We start from the raw sequence: 17,796 nt of genomic DNA on the forward strand, positions 1-17,796 counted from the left end.
ATCGCGCCGTTCAAGGCTTCGGATCGGCCTTCAGATAGGCGATGACGTTGGCGATGTCCTCGTCGCTGCTCAAGCCGGAGAAGCCCATCCTGTTGCCGGGTACTTTCAGCTTGGGAGCGCCGAGATAGGCTTTGAGGTTGGCTTCGTCCCAAACGAGGCCGGCCGCGCCGGCGTCCTTCATGGCCTGCGAATAGTTGAAGTTCTGGGCGGTGCCGGCGGTGCGGCCGACGATACCGAGGAGATGCGGGCCGACCTTGTCGCGGTCGCTTGCCGCCTCGTGACAGGCCATGCAGCGGTAGAACACTTTCTTGCCAAGTGCTGCATCGCCGTCGGCCAGCGCGGCGAGGATACCGGCCAAATAAATGACAAGGCCTGATGAAATGGCTCGAAGCATGGCGGTTCCCGGCTGGCTCTGGCTGAGGGCAAAATAGGCTGCAGGCCTTAACAAACGCCGTATGCCGGTGGATAGCAGCCGGGCTCAATCCGTGCGCGGGATCGCCGCGACCGCCTGCTTGACCTGCTTTTCAATCGCCGCCGACGAATGATTGTCGCGCACGAAAGCGCGGCCGATCTCCGCCATCTCGGCGGCCGCTTGCGGGCGTGTCGCGAGATCGATGATTTTCAATGCCAACTTGCCGGCATCGTCGCTGGACAGGAAATGCCTGCCCGCCTGCAGGCCAAGCCCTTCGACGGCCTTTTCGGTGGCGGCGACGACAAGGCCCGCCGCCATCGCCTCCAGCACCTTGATGCGGGTTCCGCCGCCGAAGCGCAGCGGGATCGGCGCATAGCCGGCACGCCCAAGCAATTCCGGCAGATGCGGTGGGTTCTCGATCAACCGCAGACCATGCCTGGTGCATAGACCGCGCACGACATCGCGCGGGTTTCTGCCGGCGACGGTGATCGACCAGGGCCGGCCGGAGGCGGCGAGGCGCGGCGCCATCGCGCGGCCGATCTGCTTGACGGCGTCGATGTTTGGGAAGTAGCCGAGATGCCCGATGAAGCACAGGCTGAGCTCACTGAAGCGCTCGGCAGCAATCGGCAGGGAAAGCACGCTCTCGTCTGGAATGGGGTTGGCGACGAACCTGACGTCGTTGACGGGGCCGAGAGCGGACAGAAGCGCTTCGTCCGCCCGCGAACAAACCCAGACCTGGTCGGCCAGGGCAGCCGCACACCTGTCGGCTTCGCGCGCCTCTGCCTTCCTTCGCCTGTTTTGGCGCCAGTCTCGAATTTGCTGCCACAGCGTCAGGCCGGCGATCCGGTCGGACACCGTCCGGGAATCAATGTTGTGCTGGTCAAGGACGGTGCGCGCGCGATGCTTCGGCGCCAGCGTCAGCAGCTGCGAAAGCACGATCTCCTCGATCACCACGAGATCGGGCGCGAATTCCCTCCAGATGGCGTCGGCTTCGGCCAGCTCGTCGTCCGGCATCATATGCACGGTCGGGTGCGGGCTGCGCCTGCCCCAGGGCGCCCTGCCGCGCGCTGCCTCGATGATCCGGTGACGGATGTTCGGCGGTGTGGAGGGTGCCGGGGCGCCAGTCAGGCTTACCGTCAGGACCTCGCCCATCGATGCCAGGGCGCGTGCATTGGCGGCGTTCCGGATCTCTCCGCCGGAGACCGGCGGAAACGGGCAATCAACTGTGAACTGCAGAATTTTCATGTTGTCCCGGCCGTTCAGCCTCTGGTGAAGCCAATGAAATCGTCGGGCGCGGCGCGGCCCATTTCCTCTTCCCAGTGGCGGCGGCAGAGCGAGATATAGACGTCCTTGCCGATCGCCACCTGTTCGCCTTGTCTGGCCACCTTGCCGTCAGCGCCGAGACGCACGACCATCGTCGCCTTGCGGCCGCAGCGGCAGATGGTGCGCACTTCGCGCAGATCGTCTGCGATGGCGAGAAGCGCTCGCGAACCGGAAAACAGATTGCCCTGGAAATCGGTGCGCAGGCCGTAGCACATCACCGGGATGTTCAGCCGGTCGGCGATACGGGCGAGCTGCCAGACCTGCTCTTCCTCGAGAAATTGCGCCTCGTCGACAAAGATGCAATGCACCGTCGTATGTTCGTGATGCTCGGCGACGCGAGCGTAGAGATCGTCGCCGTCGCGGAACATCTCGGCCTCCGTCTCCAGGCCGATGCGCGACGAGATCAGCCCGGTATCGCCCTTTCTGTAGTGGCCGGCGACGAACAGCATCGTCGTCATACCGCGTTCGCGATAATTGTAGGACGCCTGCAGCAGCATTGTCGTTTTGCCGGCATTCATCGTCGCATAGTGGAAGTAGAGCTTGGCCATGCCGTCCTTTTAAGCCGAGTTGGCGCTGTGCGGGGAGAGGGCACCGCTGCATTTCATGGGAAAAGCCGTCTGCCATCGAAAAAGCAGCAGGCGTGTCGCTGTTTGGCCAGTCCGCGCCGTTGATCGTGATTGTCTTAGCGCTTGAAACCACACCAGAATGGTGTTTGGCTGACGAAACAAGGCGGGCAGAGAAACCGTAACGCTTCGCCAAAGAATCACAATGGGAGACTGCCAATGTCGCGTATGAACACCTTCGTCGCCGGTCTCGGCCTGGCGACTTTTCTGTCCACGAGCGCTGCACTTGCCGGCGATCCGGAGAGCTGCAAGGCGGTGCGCCTTTCCGATGTCGGCTGGACCGACATCCAGGCAACCACCGGCGTCGCTTCGGTGCTGCTCACCGCGCTCGGCTACGAGCCGCAGACGATCCAGCTGTCGGTGCCGGTGACCATGGCGTCGCTGAAAAACAAGGATCTCGACGTCTTCCTCGGCAACTGGATGCCGTCGATGACTAACGACATCAAGGACTACACCGCCGATGGTTCGGTCGAGACGATCGGCACCAACCTGACCGGCGCCGGCTACGGCATCGTCGTACCGACCTATGTCGCGGAGGCCGGCGTCAAGTCGCTGACCGACATCGGCAAGTTCAAGGACAAGTTCAACGGCAAGATCTATGGCATCGAGGCGGGCAATGACGGCAACCGCATCATCCTCGACATGATCAAGAACCCGAAGGACAATCTCGAAGGCTTCGAGCTGGTCGAGTCCTCGGAAGCCGGCATGCTGACGCAGGCCGAGCAGTCGATCAAGAACAATGAGTGGATCGCATTCCTCGGCTGGACGCCGCATCCGGTGATGGGCGCCATGAAGCTCACCTATCTCGACGGCATGGGCGACAGCGGCTTCGGCGCCGCCACCGTCTACACCAATGTGCGCAAGGGCTACACCACCGAATGCCCGAATGCCGGCAAGTTCATCGCCAACCTGAAGTTCAACCTGGACATGGAAGGCGAGATGATGGACGCGATCCTGAAGGGCGGCGACGCCAACACGGTCGCAGCCGACTGGCTGAAGAAGCACCCTGACGCGGTTGCGCCGTGGATTGCCGGCGTCACCACCTTCGATGGCGGTGATGCGGCAGCGGCGGTCAAGACCGCGCTCGGAAGCTGAGCCGACTGAATTCGGCAAAGCCGAACCAGGAAGGGCAGCCAATCTAGAAAAGGCTGCCCTTTTTCATATCCTGTGAGAAGATGACCTAACGACAGCGGAGGCCGGAAGCAGGCGGTCTCTCGCATGAGAGGGGCGATATGGATCCGATTTCGAAATTCATGGTTGATCACAAGATACCGATCGGCGCCTGGGGAAAGGCGTTCTTCGGTTTCCTCACCGACAATTTCGACACCGTGTTCAGAGCCTTCTCGAATGGCCTCAATTTCCTGCTCGACGGGCTGGTTGGCATCCTTTTGATGGTGCCGCCGGTGCTGCTGGCGCTGATCATCGCCATCATCGCCTGGCTGCTGCAGCGCTCGCGCCCGCTGGCCATAGGCGTCTTTCTCGGCCTGATCTTCATCATCAACCAGAACCTCTGGAAGCAGACGGTGCAGACGCTGGTGCTGGTCGTGGCCGCCGCCGCCATGGCGATGGCCATCGGCGTGCCGCTCGGCATCTGGGCCGCGCACAAGCCGAAGGTCTACCGCATCATGCTGCCGGTGCTCGACCTGATGCAGACGCTGCCGACCTTCGTCTACCTGATCCCGGTCCTGACCCTGTTCGGTCTCGGCAACGCGCCCGGCCTCATCGTCACCATCATCTTCGTCATCCCGACCGCGGTCCGGCTCACCCATCTCGGGGTCGTCTCGGTGCCGAAGTCGATCATCGAGGCCGGCGAGGCGTTTGGCGCCACCAAGCAGCAGCTGCTGTGGAAGGTCGAATTGCCCTCAGCGCTGCCGACCATCATGGCCGGGCTGACGCAATCGATCATGCTGTCGCTGTCGATGGTGGTGTTTGCAGCACTCATCGGCGCCGGCGGCCTCGGCACTGAAATCAACCGCGCGCTCGGCTCGCGCCGCATCGATCTCGGGCTCGAGGCGGGCCTGGCGATTGTCGTACTCGCCATCGTGCTCGACCGGATGACGCGTATCGGCGTTGGAGGCAAGAAATGACCGTCGCCGTTGACTTCAAGAATGTCGATATCGTCTTCGGGTCCGACCAGGCCGGTTCGCTGGCGCTGATCGATGGCGGCGCCACGCGCGCCGAAATCCTCGAAAAGACCGGCAATGTGCTGGGTTGCGCCGGCGCCAGCCTGACCGTGCATGAGGGCGAAATCTCGGTGCTGATGGGCCTGTCCGGCTCGGGCAAGTCGACGCTCCTGCGGGCGGTCAACCGGCTCAACGTGGTGTCGCGCGGCCAGGTGCTGGTCAAGGACGGCGACAATATCGTCGATGTCGTGACCTGCGATCAGGCGACGCTGCGGCGGCTGCGCCAGAAGCAGGTGGCGATGGTGTTCCAGCAGTTCGGCCTGCTGCCTTGGCGTACGGTGGAGGAGAATGTCGGCCTCGGCCTCGAACTCGCCGGCGTGCCGGAGCAAGAGCGCAAGGAGCGCGTGCAACGCCAGCTGAAACTGGTCAATCTCGACCAGTGGTCGAAGAAATACGCGCATGAGCTGTCCGGCGGCATGCAGCAGCGCGTCGGCCTGGCCCGTGCCTTCGCCACCGAGGCGCCGATCCTGCTGATGGACGAGCCGTTCTCTGCGCTCGATCCGCTGATCCGCACCAAGCTGCAGGACGAATTGCTGCAGCTGCAGGCGGAGCTGAAGAAGACCATCATCTTCGTCAGCCATGATCTGGAAGAGGCGCTGAAGATCGGCACCCACATCACCATCATGGAGGGCGGTCGCATCGTGCAGACCGGGGCGCCGGAAGACATCGTGCTCAAGCCCGCCAATGACTATGTCCGCGACTTCATCGCCAATGTGAATCCGTTGTCGGTGCTGACCGCCTGGAACGTCATGCGCGACAGCCGCGACCTCGAGCACGGCGATAATGGCTGGGTGTGGCTCGACCGGCGCAAGACGACTCGCTTTAAGATCGACGAGCACGGGCTGGTGGCGGCGGCGGAACGCGACGGCAAACCGGCGGTATGGGTTTCATGCGCCGATGTCGAGGCGCAGCCGGAGGAGACGGCGCAGGTGTTCTGGGCCAACCCCGGCACGTCGCTGAAGACGGTGATGCTGGCCATGCACCGCTCGCAGACGGCACCCGTGGCGCTGTTCGACGACCAGTCGCGCTTTGTCGGCGCGATCGGGATACGCGATGTGCTGAGCGCGGTGTTGCGGCGCTAGATCATGATGAGATTTGGTTGAAATCTCATCATGATCTAACCCTTTGTTGGAGCATGATCTTTTCCAAAAACCGGTACCCACTTTTTGGGATCATGCTCTAAGCCAGACCGATGCGCGTGGCGCCGAGCTTGAACAGGGCTGTGGCATCCCGGTCGAAGCGGAAGGTGTCGATGAAGTCGTCGGCTCGGTAATCCGGAAGCGTCTTGCGGATGGCGGCGGCGAAGTTTTTCGCCTCGTCCAGCCGCCCAGCCAACGCCAGGGAGTGGGCGGCGATCGACAGGATGATGACATGTGCGTTGGGGCGGGCGGCCGCCTTCAGCGCCCATTCGGCCGCCTCGTCGAACTGGCCGAGGCGGACATGCGCCATGGCGCGTGCGCCCAGCATGCCGAACAGCATCGGGTCGAACGGCGACAGATGGCGCGAATGATCCGACGATCCGATCGCCGCGTGCGGGTCGCCCGACTGCGAATGCACGAAGGACAGCGCATAGTGGCCAAGCGCGAAGTTCGGGCTGAGGTCGACGGCTCTTTGCAGTTCTAGCACGGACGCATCACCCTCGCCGCGCAGCCACAGCGCCCGGCCCATCGCCCAGTGCGCGGCGGGATTATGATCGTCGACCAAAACGCTCTGGCCGGCCGCCTCAAAGGCAAGCGCGCTGTCCTGGTCGCGGTCGCCCCAGCGCTGGAAGGCGCTCTGCCAATGGGTGAAGGACAGGCCGGCATAGGCGCGGGTAAAGGTCGGATCCTGCTGCAGTGCGATGCCGAAGAAATGCCTGGCCTGCTCGTTTTCGCTGCGGGTGAAGCGATACATATGCCAGAGTCCTCGATGGTAGGCCTCCCAGGCATTGAGCGAATTGGGCGCTTTCAGCATGGCGCGGTTGCGCTCGACCATCTCTATCTCGGATGAGACAGAGGCCACGATGCTGTTGCCGATATCGTCGAGGACAATGAAGATGTCCTCGGCCTTGCGCTCGAAGGTCTCGGCCCAGACGATCCTGGCCGTGCGAACCTCGACAAGCTCGACAGTGACGATCAGGCGACCCGTCGCGCTGCGCACCGTGCCGGTGGCGACATAGTCGACATTCAGCCTTCGGCCGGCATCTTCCGGCGCGATGTTCCTTTCCGCCAGCGCAAAGACCGAGCCCCGGGCGATGACAAAGAAGTCCCTGAGCTTGGCGAGGCGGGTAATGATGTCGTGGGTCAAGCCATCGGCCAGCCCGCCACGAACGCCGCTACCGGCGTCTTCGGCAAATGGCATCACGGCAAGCGAAGCCTTGTGCGGCGTCGCGGCTTCTGAACCGGCAAGCATGACTGACGCCTGGTTCGGCCCGGGCGGAGCTGCCGGTTGTGCCGGCAAAATCGCGCAGGGCCGTTCGCTGCGGATGGACAGCCACGCCTCGCGCACCGGGCCGAAATCCAGCTCTTCCGACTGGAACAACTGCGCCGCAGCGGCAAGATGGTCTTCGCAGGCGCCGAACTGGCCGCGCCGCGCCAGCCTCACCAGGAGTGCGACATGGGCGCTGCTGTCGAACGGGGTCAGTTCCAGCCATTTTTCGAGATGGGCGGAGACGGCTTCGGAATCGGCCGGCAGCGTCTTGACCAAATGTTCCAGTATAGCCGCGTGGCAGGAACCGAGACGGCGGCGCTGCGCGGTCAGCCAGCTGTTGAAGAGAGGGCTGCGGTCGATCTCCAGCCCTTCGAGGAAGTCGCCGACGAACAGGCCGGAGAGCGACTGCAGTCGCATCGGCTCGAGCGTTTCGATGCCTGCGGCAGCCGCCGCCGCGACATCCAGCACGTCGACTGAGATGCCGTCGAGATCGAGCGCGATCGTATCGCCCGATGTTTCGATTCTGCAGCGGCCCGGTTCGTCGAGCGCGGCCCGCAGCTTGCTCAGGCACCAGCGCAGCTCACCCCTGGGATCATTTGGAACATCCCACAGCAACTCGCAGAGCTTGCCACGTCCGACCGGATGGGGCGCCAGCGCCAGATAGGCCAGCAGCGCGCGCAGCTTGCGCGATGTCGGCAAGACCACCGGGACGCCGTCGCGCGCAATTGTCGGCGGCCCAAACAGGCGCACGACAACACCTTGATGGCTGCTCGCCAGGCTCGATTCCACGCCAGATACCACGCCTGCTCCCACGCTGACCTGCCGGCCCCTGCTTTACCACCGAGCACGACAAAGTGCACCCGGCTCGCAAAATTTGTGCGCCGAATGTGGTGTTTACCACACTGCCGCACGTCAAGGACCTGTAGTGCGGCAAGGTGTCGAAATCTCGCCGCCCAAACCGCCGGGTGTGTAACCGGCCCGTGAGCAAGAACCAGGAGTCTACCATGTTGCATCAGCAGAAAATCAGAACCACGGCCGGCCGCGGCCGCCTGTTCGACAGCATTCTCGACACCATCGGCGACACGCCGGTCATCCGCGTCAATAATCTCGGACCGGCGCACGCCACCATCTACGTCAAGGCCGAGTTCTTCAATCCGGCGGCGTCGGTGAAGGACCGGCTGGCGCTCAACATCATCGAGGAAGGTGAACGCACCGGCGCGCTCAAGCCGGGACAGACCATCGTCGAGGCGACCAGCGGCAACACGGGCATCGGTCTTGCCATGGTCTGTGCGCAGAAGGGCTACAAGCTGGTGGTGACGATGGCCGACAGTTTCTCGGTCGAGCGCCGCAAGCTGATGCGGATGCTGGGCGCCAAGGTGGTGCTGACGCCGCGCGCCGAGAAAGGCTTCGGCATGTACAAGAAGGCGGTGGAACTGGCCGAAGCCAATGGCTGGTTCCTGGCCCGCCAGTTCGAGACCGAGGCCAACGCCGACATCCATGAAGCAACCACGGGACGCGAGATCGTCAACGATTTCGCCGGCTCGCGGCTCGACTATTTCGTCACTGGCTACGGCACCGGCGGCACCGTCGCCGGCGTGGCGCGGGTGCTGCGCCGCGAGCGGCCTGAGACTCGGATCGTGCTCACCGAACCGGTTAATGCGCAGCTTGTCGGCAGCGGCAAGCCGCAGATGCGTGGCGCCGGCGGAGCGCCGGCCGCCAGCCATCCGGCTTTCGAACCGCACCCGATCCAGGGCTGGACGCCGGATTTCATCCCGCACGTCCTGCAGGAGGCCATCGATGGCAACTTCTATGACGAGGTGATGCCGATCGCCGGGCCGGAGGGCATGAAATGGGCCAAGGCGCTGGCGCAGCAGGAAGGCATCTTCACCGGCATTTCCGGCGGTTCGGCTTTTGCCGTGGCGCGCCAGATCGCCGGCACGGCACCGGCCGGATCGGTGATCCTGTGCATGCTTCCCGATACCGGTGAACGCTACATGACCACGCCTTTGTTCGACGGCATCGAGGCCGAGATGAATGCGGAAGAGCTTGCTCTCTCGCGCTCGACGCCCGGTTGCCAGTTCCCGGCATGATGACGCGGGAGCAAATTGCATGGACGCGATGCCTGGACACTCGGCTACCAGTACCGAGGAAACGCTTGACCCCTCGGACTGGGCCGATGTGCAAAGCCTGTCGCATCGGATCGTTGACGATGCCGTCGCTTACCTGCGCGATGTCAGGCAACGGCCGGTGTGGCAGGAGATGCCTGGAGATGTGAGGGATTTCTTCACCGCCTCTCTGCCGCAATCGCCGACCCCGCTTGCCGACATCTATGGCGATGTCGTGGACAAGGTGATGCCCTATCCGATGGGCAACATCCATCCGCGCTTCTGGTCCTGGTATATGGGGTCGAGCAATTTTACCGGCGCGATCGGCGATTTCCTGGCGGCAATCCAGGGCTCCAATCTCGGCGGCGGCAACCATGCCGCCGCCCTGATGGACGGCCAGGTGGTCGACTGGTGCAAGCAGATGACCGGCATGCCGGCTTCGGCCAGCGGCACGCTGGTCAGCGGCGGTTCGATGGCCAACATCATCGGGCTGACCGTGGCGCGCAACACCAAGGCCGGCATCGACGTGCGCGAGCACGGCGTTGCCGCCATCGAAAAGCCGTTGCGTTTCTATGGCTCGGACCAGGTCCATTCCTGTCACCGCAAGGGGATGGAAGCGCTCGGTCTCGGCAACAAGGCGCTGCGCCGCATTGCCAGCGACGCCGGCCTGCGCATCGACATTGAAGGTTTGAGGACTGCGATATCGGAAGATCGCGCGGCCGGGTTCAAGCCGGCCTGCATCATCGGCAACGCCGGCACTGTCAACACCGGCGCCATCGACGATCTGCAGGCGCTGGCCAAGCTGGCGCATGAGGAGGACCTCTGGTTCCATGTCGACGGCTGCATCGGCGCGCTGATCGCGATCGCGCCTGAGAATGCACATCGCGTCGCCGGCATCGAATGGGCCGATTCCATCGCGCTCGATCCGCACAAATGGCTGCATGCGCCTTTCGAGGCAGGCTGCGCGCTGGTGCGGGATGCCTCGGCGCATCGCAAGACCTTCGCGGTGACGCCGGAATATCTGGAGTCGACACCGCGCGGCCTCGCCTCCGGCCAATGGCTGCACGATTACGGCCTGCAGACGTCACGCGGCTTCAAGGCACTCAAAGTGTGGATGGCATTGCGAGAACACGGCGTCGAAAAATTCGGCCGCCTGATCGACCAGAACATTGCGCAGGGGCAGTATCTCTCAGGGCTGATCGCGGCCGAACCAGCGCTCGAACTGACGGCGCCGACCAGCATCAACATCGTCTGCTTCCGCTATCGCGCGGATGGTCTCGATGGCGAGCGCGCGAAAGCGCTCAACACCGAGATCATGCTGAGGCTGCAGGAAGAGGGCATCGCCGCCATTTCCGATACCACGGTGCAAGGCCAGCATTGCCTGAGGGTGGCGATCAACAACCACCGGACCCGGCGCGAGGATCTCGACCTTCTCGTCGCCGAAACGGTCCGCCTGGGCAACGAGATCGCTTCTGCCTGACCGGCCATGGGGTAGTTCTCAGCCGCTGGCGGCCTCCTTTAAATCGCCCTCCGTGGCGGGAAACGTGACGCCGGGAAGGTAAAATGTGATCGGCCGGATCTCGTACACCGCCGAGGGGTTCACGCGGCGCAAGTCGCGCGCAGCCGCAATCGCCGCCTCCTGCGTGGCGCAGTCGAGGACATAAAGACCCAGCAATTGTTCCTTGGTCTCGGCAAACGGCCCGTCGATGACGATGCCGTCGCCCGGACCACGCAGCGTGACGGCGTCGGCGGTCGCGCCCAGTCTTGCGGCCGGCCCGAGCTTGCCTTCGCGGGTCAATCTGGCATTGACCTCGAGCAGGTCGTGCATTAGCGCCGCATCCTGCTGCGGCGTCAGGGACTGGATGGTCTGTTCGACGTGATAGGCCAGGATGGCATAAAACATGCGGCGATCTCCTCCTGTTCGAGCGGCCGCACTATTGCAAGGAAACATTGGCAACGGAAGTCTGACCTGGTCTGGGGTGTCAGGGGCTGGGCCACGATCATCGACCGGCTCGCTCATCCGCGAAGGCAAGCAAAATCTCCACTTCGTATCCGGAAAAATTTCCTGCTTAGCGTTGATCTGCGAGAGTGATTGCGATGCTTCGAGGAGCAAACCCGATCAAAAAATCCGCATCGAAATCATTTGATCTAAGGATGGATTCTCTGAAAAATCCGAGCCTGACTCCAGCGTCAGAAGTCGAGCCTCAACGCCACTACCTGATAGCGCCTGCGCGTATTCCGAAAATTTATTCTCTATATATGCGGAGCGTGGTTCCATCACAGCAATGGTTGCAATATCCGGTCTAATCCGTTTAGCTATATCAGCAAATTCGATTGCCTTCTGCATTTGCCTGGCAGATTGTTTTACCTCGAAAATTTGAACGACCCCATTCGAAATCGTAGTTAAATCAATATCTGTGTCAGGCTCTTGCCTGTCAGCGCTACTCTCAGAGAAATATATATCTAGTGGTCCCTCGAAATAAAATGACCGTTCCTGCATGGTCCTACTTTTCTCCAAGGCCCAAAACAACGGTAGAACACCATGAGCCCGTAGGGCCTCTCGAAAGAACTCATTCAGTCGAAATGCCCAGGGTCTTCCAACTGGAGCTGGTACCGTTGTATGGCAGACTTCGCAGGTGATCGTTGCCTTAAGTGCTTCGATCGATATCCAGAACTTATGAAGGCATTTTCGACACTTCGTCTCATAGCCTTGGTGGAGTACCCCCATCTGACATAGTCTTTGAACGCTGGGCTCAAGCGAAGCAAGTAGATCGTCTCGCCAGCCCGCCATACCGCTCTCATCCGCACGTGGCGGATGAAGTTCCCAATATCGTTCGACAAATCGCCCATGCGCAGAAGCTAGATCTGTCCATGCGACCGATGGCGGCCGAGATCGGAATTGTTCAGCTTCTTCGAGAACACGATCGGCGATCATATCTAATCCATCGGATATTGGTGAGTCCAATTTCTTTCTAAGTCTCTGTTTTAGAATATTAATAACCGATTCTCTTCGACTCTCGGTCCTCGATGAAGAGGCGCCCAGCAATTCAAATTGCTCTCGCCAGAATCCATGTAGAAGTGTCTGTTTTATAGCATCGAGACCGCCGAACATCTCCAGTACACCCCAAAAATATCGACCATTCCCGGATCGCCTCACATCGAAAGCCAATTGGTTGGGCATCTGGGCCGTTCCGTCATGCTTCTCAACGAATGGCCACCAGTTGCGGCCACTTGTGTAGCCTGCCCTGATTGCTTTCTCATCGGAAGGGACAGAGACATTCGTTATGTCGGTTTGTGCGTCGGCAAATAGGCAAAGGAAGCCACCGCAGGACACGCGAGGCATAACAATCGGACCATTGCCAGCTAGCTGATAACCACCTCGAAAGGCAGGGGCTGTCCGCAATCGCCTCGGTAGCCACCAGTTTTGCTGCTCATTTTGATATTTGGACAGATCGTTTGTACGTGAGATTTCCAGCTCGACTGCCCAAGATCCCGAATGTGAAGAAACCAGTGCCGGTGGCATGTGCTGCAGATGGTCAGGCTTCGGTGCCTGGATACTAATTTCTCTACCGTTTGCTTCGCTTTCCCTCCAGTTTTTGCGATTTCCCGCGCCGATTCCGTCGACAAAGGCAAAGTAAGATCGATCCAGTGACTTTTTGGAGGGAATATGATCTTCGATCGCCTCGAAAGGTGACACTTGATAGCGGACCCATTCGCTGCCGGCTTTCAGTTTCTCCGTTAATGCCTGTAGCCTGTCTTTTGATACGGATGATGACCTTATTATTGCTTCTGGAGTGCTGCTGCTTTGATTCGAGTTTACATTATTTCTATTTAGAATAAACTCACCTATAGACGACAATAGCTTATAGTCGTCTAAATCTTTCTCTGGTATTATTAAGTCAACGCTTCTGCCGTCGCGCCATCTTGGGTATAAGGACCGAGCGTTCCAAAATGTGACCCGGTCGACAAAACTATCACCAACTACGATATTGAAGGCATCCGCCCATCGGGAATTTGGTATATCCAAGCGGGGAGTAGCAAGTGAAGCGAGCCTCGACACACTTACTATGTCGTTTTTCGACATTTCCTTCAGGAGGTCATAACGATTTTGAATGACGTTGAGGTTATTCAGACCATGTCTTCGCCGCGGCTGTAATTCGGTATCTGATAAAATATGAAATGGTGCACCAAATTCGCTAAGTGAGGCCGGATAACTTCGACCGATACTTCCTGTGAATCCTCCAAAATTCTGCAGAATAAATGCATCATCTGAAGCTGATCCGTAATAAGAATCGATAATTACTGCACGGTCACCCTGCCTATATCTTATAGGGATGGTGACATATGGGACTAATGTTTCGCTAGATAAGGGGGAGAACTTAAGATCTGGCGTGAAGTACCGAATAGAGGTCTTATCGTCACCACGCGATTCGTGGCGAGTTAGATAGCTCGGGTAAATTGTTTCATGGATTTCTTCGATCGCCTGATTAGTCAGATCGCAGAATGAATAAACGATGTCTGGGTCATATGCTGTAAGCCACGGTGTAAACGCGGGGATAGGCTTTCCGTCTGCGCATGGAACAATTAGATGAAACCGGCCTCCCCAAAGTCCATAACTCTTTCGGAAAATCGCATCGAGCGTTAACCCTGAGTTCTCAGAGTCTTCCAAGAGGTACGCTATTCGGACGGGGCGCGAACGTGACAAAACTTTCATTTCAGAATCGAGCTCGCAGTTCGTGCAGTCATTGCAACATTTAATGGAGAATCTCGGCTGACGTCTATGCCTACTCTATTCATCCTCTGGGATTGAGTCCGCGAAATCAAACGTCTGACTTATGCCGCCAGCGGCAGGCTGAGCTCCGTCAGCAGGCCGCCGCGGGGATGGTTGGACAGGTTGACATCGCCGCCGGCGGCACGCGCAATGTTGCGGGCAATGGTCAGGCCGAGGCCGAGGCCGCCGGTCTGGCGGTTGCGCGATTGCTCCAGCCGCACGAAGGAACCGAACACCTGGTCGAGCTGCGCCTGCGGTATGCCCGGCCCCTCGTCGCGGATAACCAGCGTGACCGTGCCGTCCGACTGCCGCAGGCTGACATGGGCTTTCTTGCCGTAGGTCACGGCATTCTGGACCAGATTGTTGACGCAGCGCTTGAGCGCCACCGGCCGCGCCATGCAGATCATGCCGCGCGGCCTTGCGCCGTCATGGTCGAACGTGACGTCCTCGAAACTGTCGGCGATCGATTCCACCAGCGACCAGAAATCGATCCGCTCGCTCTTCTCCTCGGTGACTTCGAAGGTGGCGAAGTCGATGACGGAGCTGGCGATGCTCTCGATGTCGGCGAGGTCGTGGGCCAGCGCCTCGCGCGCCGTCGATCTGCGCAACAGTTCGAGGCGCAGCCGCATGCGGGTCAGCGGCGTGCGCAGATCGTGGGCGAGCGCGGCGGCCAGATGTTCGCGGTCCTCGACATAGTCGCGCAGCCGGACCTGCATGGCGTTGACGGCTTTGGCCGCGGCGCGGATTTCGCGGCTGCCGGTCTCGGCGATCGGCGGGCTCTTCAGATCCGTGCCGATCCGGTTGACCGCCGTTTCCATCATCCGATAGGGCGCCGTCAGCCGGCGCAGCGACCAGATCGACATGATCACCACCAGGGCCGCGATCAGCGAATAGAGCGGCAGGCTGTCGAAGCTCAATATCGGTCCGACCGGCGTGTTGGGCTCGGTGAAATTCAGCCATTGGCCGTCGGCGAAGCGGACAGAGGCCGTCAGCTTGTCGCTTTGGGCGAAGCTGGCCGCCAGCGATAACAGGTCGCGCTCCACCGCGCCAACATCCTTGGTCACGGCCACACCGCCAGGCGCGTTGGCTGCCTGGGTTGCCGGATCGCGCCGGACGCGGGCGTCGGTGATGCCGAATTTCGACAGCCGCCCGACCAGAATGTCCTCGAGCTCGGCCAGTTCGTCGTCGCCGGCGATCGACGAGGTGACCGCGGGCGTGTCCGAAACGGTGAGCGCATAGGTGGCGTTGAACAGACCGGAGGCCGTCAGCTTGCGCTGCTCCGGCGTGTCGTCATGCATCAGCTGCACCAGCGAATAGGCGCGGTCGTTAAGCCGGTAGAGATCGACCTCGTCATTGGCGACGGCGCGATCGCGCGAGACGATATAGAGCGTAGCGACCTGGCTGATCAGCAGGCCGGCAATGACGATGAGCAAAACCCAGACCGGCAGGGTTTGCGGCAGGAAACGTCTCATTCGGAGGTGGTCTCGGGCAGAAACTGGTAGCCTCCGCTGCGCACGGTCAGGATCAGTTTCGGCGTCTTGGGGTCGTCTTCCATCTTGCGCCTGAGGCGGCTGACCAGGATGTCGATGCTGCGATCGAAGGAATAGTCGCTGTCGCCGCCGGAAAGCTCGATGAGCTGGTCACGGGTGAGCACTCGCTGCGCGCTTTTAACGAAGGTCTGCAACAGGTTGAACTCCGCCATCGTCAGCTCGACCCTGACGTCGCCCGGCGCCATCAGCCGGCGGCGCGAGCAGTCCATCGTCCAGCCGGCGAAATGATAGATCTGCTTGGTGGTGGCGCGCTTCGGCTCGGCAGCACCATTGCGCCTCAAAACGGCGCGGATACGGGCCAGCAGCTCGCGCGGATCGAAGGGTTTGGGCACATAGTCGTCGGCGCCCATCTCCAGGCCGACGACCCGGTCGGTGGTCTCGGTCACCGCCGTCAGCATGATGATCGGCGTCGAGTAGCTGGCGCGCAGGTCGCGGCAGAGTTCCAGCCCGCTTTTTCCCGGCAGCATCACATCAAGCACGATCAGGTCTACCTGCGTGCGGCGCAGTATGTCCTCCATCTCGATGCCGTCGGCGGCAACCGTGGTGCGCAGGCCGCGCTTCTGGAAGAATTCCTGAAGCAGATCGCGAATGCCCTTGTCGTCGTCGACGATCAGTATGTGCGCATCGGATTTCACGGCGATCCTGTCATTGCTGGCGGCCGGTCGGCGGCTGCCTTCTGAGTCTGCTTCTGTGGCGTCACCCACACGATAGAATTCTGGCCACATGTTGGCCAGCGGCGATGATCGCCCGCAAAGCCGATTTGCCAGAAACAATTCAGAAACAAAATTCTATAGTCCGGAAAAACTCCCGAAAAAAATCAAGGGCATAAAGGGTGCCGTGGCGGTCAGGACATCGGCTGCGACGCGAAGTCTCCGGAGTAACGGACATCACCAATGCACAGGTTCACGATCAGCTTGATGGGTGCGCTGCTCAGCATTCCGCTCGTCACAGCCGCGGTCGGAGCCACAACCGCAAAGGTGACGCCGATCACAAGGAGCGAGCGCTGCATCGATCTCAATCGCCAGGTAGACGAAGCCCTTGAAACCCATGCCGCGGCAACGCAGGTCACCGCGGCGAAAGCACTGCAAAGAAAGGGAAACCGGTTCTGCGCCAACAAGAAACAGGCACAGGGTATCCGGATGCTCGCGAACGCTTTGAAGCTGCTTGGAGTGACACCGATCGACCCGGTTCAGTGACACTCGAAACTCGACCCGCACAAAGAAGGAAATGAAGCCATGAAAAAGTCCATCCTCTCCGCCACCGGTCTCGCCGTCGCTCTCGCTTTCGCAATGCCGGCTCTGGGCAATGCCGCTGCCACCACGACCGCTGCTCCGGCTGCTTCCACGACCACCGCTCCGGCGACCACGACCGCCAAGCCCCCGGTGAAGAAGGTCGTCGCCAAGAAGCCCGTCAAGAAGCACAAGAAGGCGAAGAAGGTCGTCAAGACGGACGCCCCGAAGGCCTGATCCAGACAGCCAACAGGCTTGTCTGTAACAAGGCCGCTCCAGCACCCCCCCGGCTGGAGCGGCCTTGTCGTGTGAGTGCATGATTACCCGTTGATGGGTGCCGGCCACCCAGGACTTTAACCCGTTTGCAATGCCGGTCCGGTAGGATAGCCCGCATGAAGAAGCGGCTTTCATCCATTCTGCGCTCGATGGCCATCGGCGGCCTTGTGGCCTCGGCAATGGTCAGGGTGCTGATCCAGTTCACCGCCAGCCCGGTGCCCGATCCGGTGAGCGGGCGCACGGAGCCGTCGCTGTTTGCACCGGCAATCTCCAGCAGCTGGCAATACATCACACCATGGCAAAGCCTGCTGCTTACCGTGATCACCGGCGCGGCGCTGGCCTGCTTCTTCGGCTGGCTCGCGGTCGCCTGGGTCGAATACAAGGCGGCCGGATCAAGGCCGGATGCGGCATCCAGCGCACGGCAATTCCAGGCTCGTCGCGTCGCCGATCGCCAGAGCCGTTGAACCGCAGCGTACAGTTCCTAAATTTGTGAACGGCAGCACTTCCGGGAAGCCGGTTTGGCGCGCCGATCAAAATGGACGACGGCTTTCCCCCATGACAAAGTGAGAGCGACCCCTCGCGCGATACCGGTTCCCGATGCCTGAAATCAGTTCCAAACCCCGCACCAAGACCAAGCCGCGGACCGAGCGGCCGAAGCTCTACAAGGTCATCCTCATCAATGACGATTTTACGCCGCGCGAATTCGTGGTGACGGTGCTGAAGGGCGAGTTCAAGCTCAGCGAAGACCAGGCTAACCGGGTGATGATCACCGCGCACCGGCTCGGCGTTTGCGTCGTTGCCGTCTTCACCAGGGATGTCGCCGAGACCAAGGCGACACGGGCCGTCGACGCGGCCAAGGCCAAGGGGTACCCGCTGCTGTTTACGACGGAGCCGGAGGAGTAGGTTGAGCGTCTT

At 61.0% G+C, this 17,796-nt stretch carries 17 protein-coding genes; 9 read left to right on the forward strand and 8 right to left on the reverse strand.

Going from position 1 to position 17,796, the window contains the following annotated elements; genetic code table 11:
- Positions 1-10 precede the first annotated feature (10 nt).
- From NKJ75_RS13370 to NKJ75_RS13380, 3 genes are all read right to left on the reverse strand, one after another.
- Positions 11-394, reverse strand: a complete 384-nt coding sequence (locus NKJ75_RS13370) for a c-type cytochrome (RefSeq protein ID WP_023669991.1) — start codon at positions 392-394, stop codon at positions 11-13.
- An 84-nt stretch (positions 395-478) separates the two neighbouring features.
- Entirely contained in the window at positions 479-1,657 is a 1,179-nt protein-coding gene (locus NKJ75_RS13375) for a glycosyltransferase (RefSeq protein ID WP_023691608.1), read from the reverse strand.
- A gap of 14 nt (positions 1,658-1,671) precedes the next feature.
- Positions 1,672-2,283 (reverse strand): thymidine kinase, encoded by a 612-nt coding sequence (locus NKJ75_RS13380; RefSeq protein WP_023683669.1) that lies wholly within the window; start codon positions 2,281-2,283, stop codon positions 1,672-1,674.
- A 234-nt stretch (positions 2,284-2,517) separates the two neighbouring features.
- On the opposite strand from NKJ75_RS13380, the gene NKJ75_RS13385 reads away from it, so the two are divergent.
- The 3 genes from NKJ75_RS13385 (at position 2,518) to choV (ending at position 5,623) form a co-directional block, all read left to right on the forward strand.
- Complete coding sequence (locus NKJ75_RS13385) at positions 2,518-3,453, forward strand: choline ABC transporter substrate-binding protein (protein WP_023686157.1); 936 nt, start codon at positions 2,518-2,520, stop codon at positions 3,451-3,453.
- A 137-nt stretch (positions 3,454-3,590) separates the two neighbouring features.
- Positions 3,591-4,445, forward strand: a complete 855-nt coding sequence (choW, locus tag NKJ75_RS13390; RefSeq protein WP_023669995.1) for a choline ABC transporter permease subunit — start codon at positions 3,591-3,593, stop codon at positions 4,443-4,445.
- Positions 4,442-5,623 carry a choline ABC transporter ATP-binding protein gene (gene choV / locus NKJ75_RS13395; protein ID WP_023669996.1) on the forward strand — a complete coding sequence of 394 codons (1,182 nt, stop codon included), beginning with the start codon at positions 4,442-4,444 and terminating at the stop codon, positions 5,621-5,623. The genes choW and choV overlap by 4 nt, the downstream gene beginning before the upstream one ends.
- A 97-nt stretch (positions 5,624-5,720) precedes the next feature.
- Here the strand turns inward: choV and NKJ75_RS13400 are convergent, their stop codons facing one another.
- The gene (locus NKJ75_RS13400; protein ID WP_352499784.1) at positions 5,721-7,751 is read right to left on the reverse strand and encodes a transcriptional regulator; all 2,031 of its coding nucleotides are present in this window, start codon (positions 7,749-7,751) and stop codon (positions 5,721-5,723) included.
- Positions 7,752-7,954: 203 nt separating this feature from the next.
- Between NKJ75_RS13400 and NKJ75_RS13405 the strand changes: the two genes are divergently transcribed.
- Positions 7,955-9,040 carry a PLP-dependent cysteine synthase family protein gene (locus tag NKJ75_RS13405; RefSeq protein ID WP_023754941.1) on the forward strand — a complete coding sequence of 362 codons (1,086 nt, stop codon included), beginning with the start codon at positions 7,955-7,957 and terminating at the stop codon, positions 9,038-9,040.
- Positions 9,041-9,059: 19 nt separating this feature from the next.
- Entirely contained in the window at positions 9,060-10,535 is a 1,476-nt protein-coding gene (locus NKJ75_RS13410; protein WP_352499785.1) for a pyridoxal phosphate-dependent decarboxylase family protein, read from the forward strand.
- 18 nt (positions 10,536-10,553) lie between these two features.
- Here the strand turns inward: NKJ75_RS13410 and NKJ75_RS13415 are convergent, their stop codons facing one another.
- The 4 genes from NKJ75_RS13415 to NKJ75_RS13430 form a co-directional block, all read right to left on the reverse strand.
- Positions 10,554-10,958, reverse strand: a complete 405-nt coding sequence (locus NKJ75_RS13415) for a YciI family protein (protein WP_023828130.1) — start codon at positions 10,956-10,958, stop codon at positions 10,554-10,556.
- A gap of 216 nt (positions 10,959-11,174) precedes the next feature.
- Positions 11,175-13,724: a hypothetical protein gene (locus NKJ75_RS13420; protein ID WP_352499786.1), complete on the reverse strand. Its 2,550-nt coding sequence runs from the start codon at positions 13,722-13,724 to the stop codon at positions 11,175-11,177.
- Between the two features lie 164 nt (positions 13,725-13,888).
- Positions 13,889-15,298: an ATP-binding protein gene (locus NKJ75_RS13425; protein ID WP_023670001.1), complete on the reverse strand. Its 1,410-nt coding sequence runs from the start codon at positions 15,296-15,298 to the stop codon at positions 13,889-13,891.
- A complete protein-coding gene (locus tag NKJ75_RS13430) occupies positions 15,295-16,011 on the reverse strand; it encodes a response regulator (RefSeq protein ID WP_023744277.1) in 717 nt (238 codons plus the stop codon). Before NKJ75_RS13430 ends, NKJ75_RS13425 begins: the two co-directional genes overlap by 4 nt.
- Positions 16,012-16,269: 258 nt before the next feature.
- On the opposite strand from NKJ75_RS13430, the gene NKJ75_RS13435 reads away from it, so the two are divergent.
- From NKJ75_RS13435 to clpS, 4 genes are all read left to right on the forward strand, one after another.
- Positions 16,270-16,572 (forward strand): hypothetical protein, encoded by a 303-nt coding sequence (locus NKJ75_RS13435; RefSeq protein ID WP_023683677.1) that lies wholly within the window; start codon positions 16,270-16,272, stop codon positions 16,570-16,572.
- A 39-nt stretch (positions 16,573-16,611) separates the two neighbouring features.
- Positions 16,612-16,842, forward strand: a complete 231-nt coding sequence (locus NKJ75_RS13440) for a hypothetical protein (protein WP_023670004.1) — start codon at positions 16,612-16,614, stop codon at positions 16,840-16,842.
- Between the two features lie 155 nt (positions 16,843-16,997).
- Entirely contained in the window at positions 16,998-17,345 is a 348-nt protein-coding gene (locus NKJ75_RS13445; RefSeq protein WP_023670005.1) for a hypothetical protein, read from the forward strand.
- Positions 17,346-17,478: 133 nt separating this feature from the next.
- Complete coding sequence (gene clpS / locus NKJ75_RS13450) at positions 17,479-17,784, forward strand: ATP-dependent Clp protease adapter ClpS (RefSeq protein ID WP_023670006.1); 306 nt, start codon at positions 17,479-17,481, stop codon at positions 17,782-17,784.
- Positions 17,785-17,796: the final 12 nt, after the last annotated feature.

The sequence above is a fragment of the Mesorhizobium sp. M0058 genome, assembly GCF_040323095.1.
In the GTDB taxonomy this organism is placed as follows: Bacteria; Pseudomonadota; Alphaproteobacteria; order Rhizobiales; family Rhizobiaceae; genus Mesorhizobium.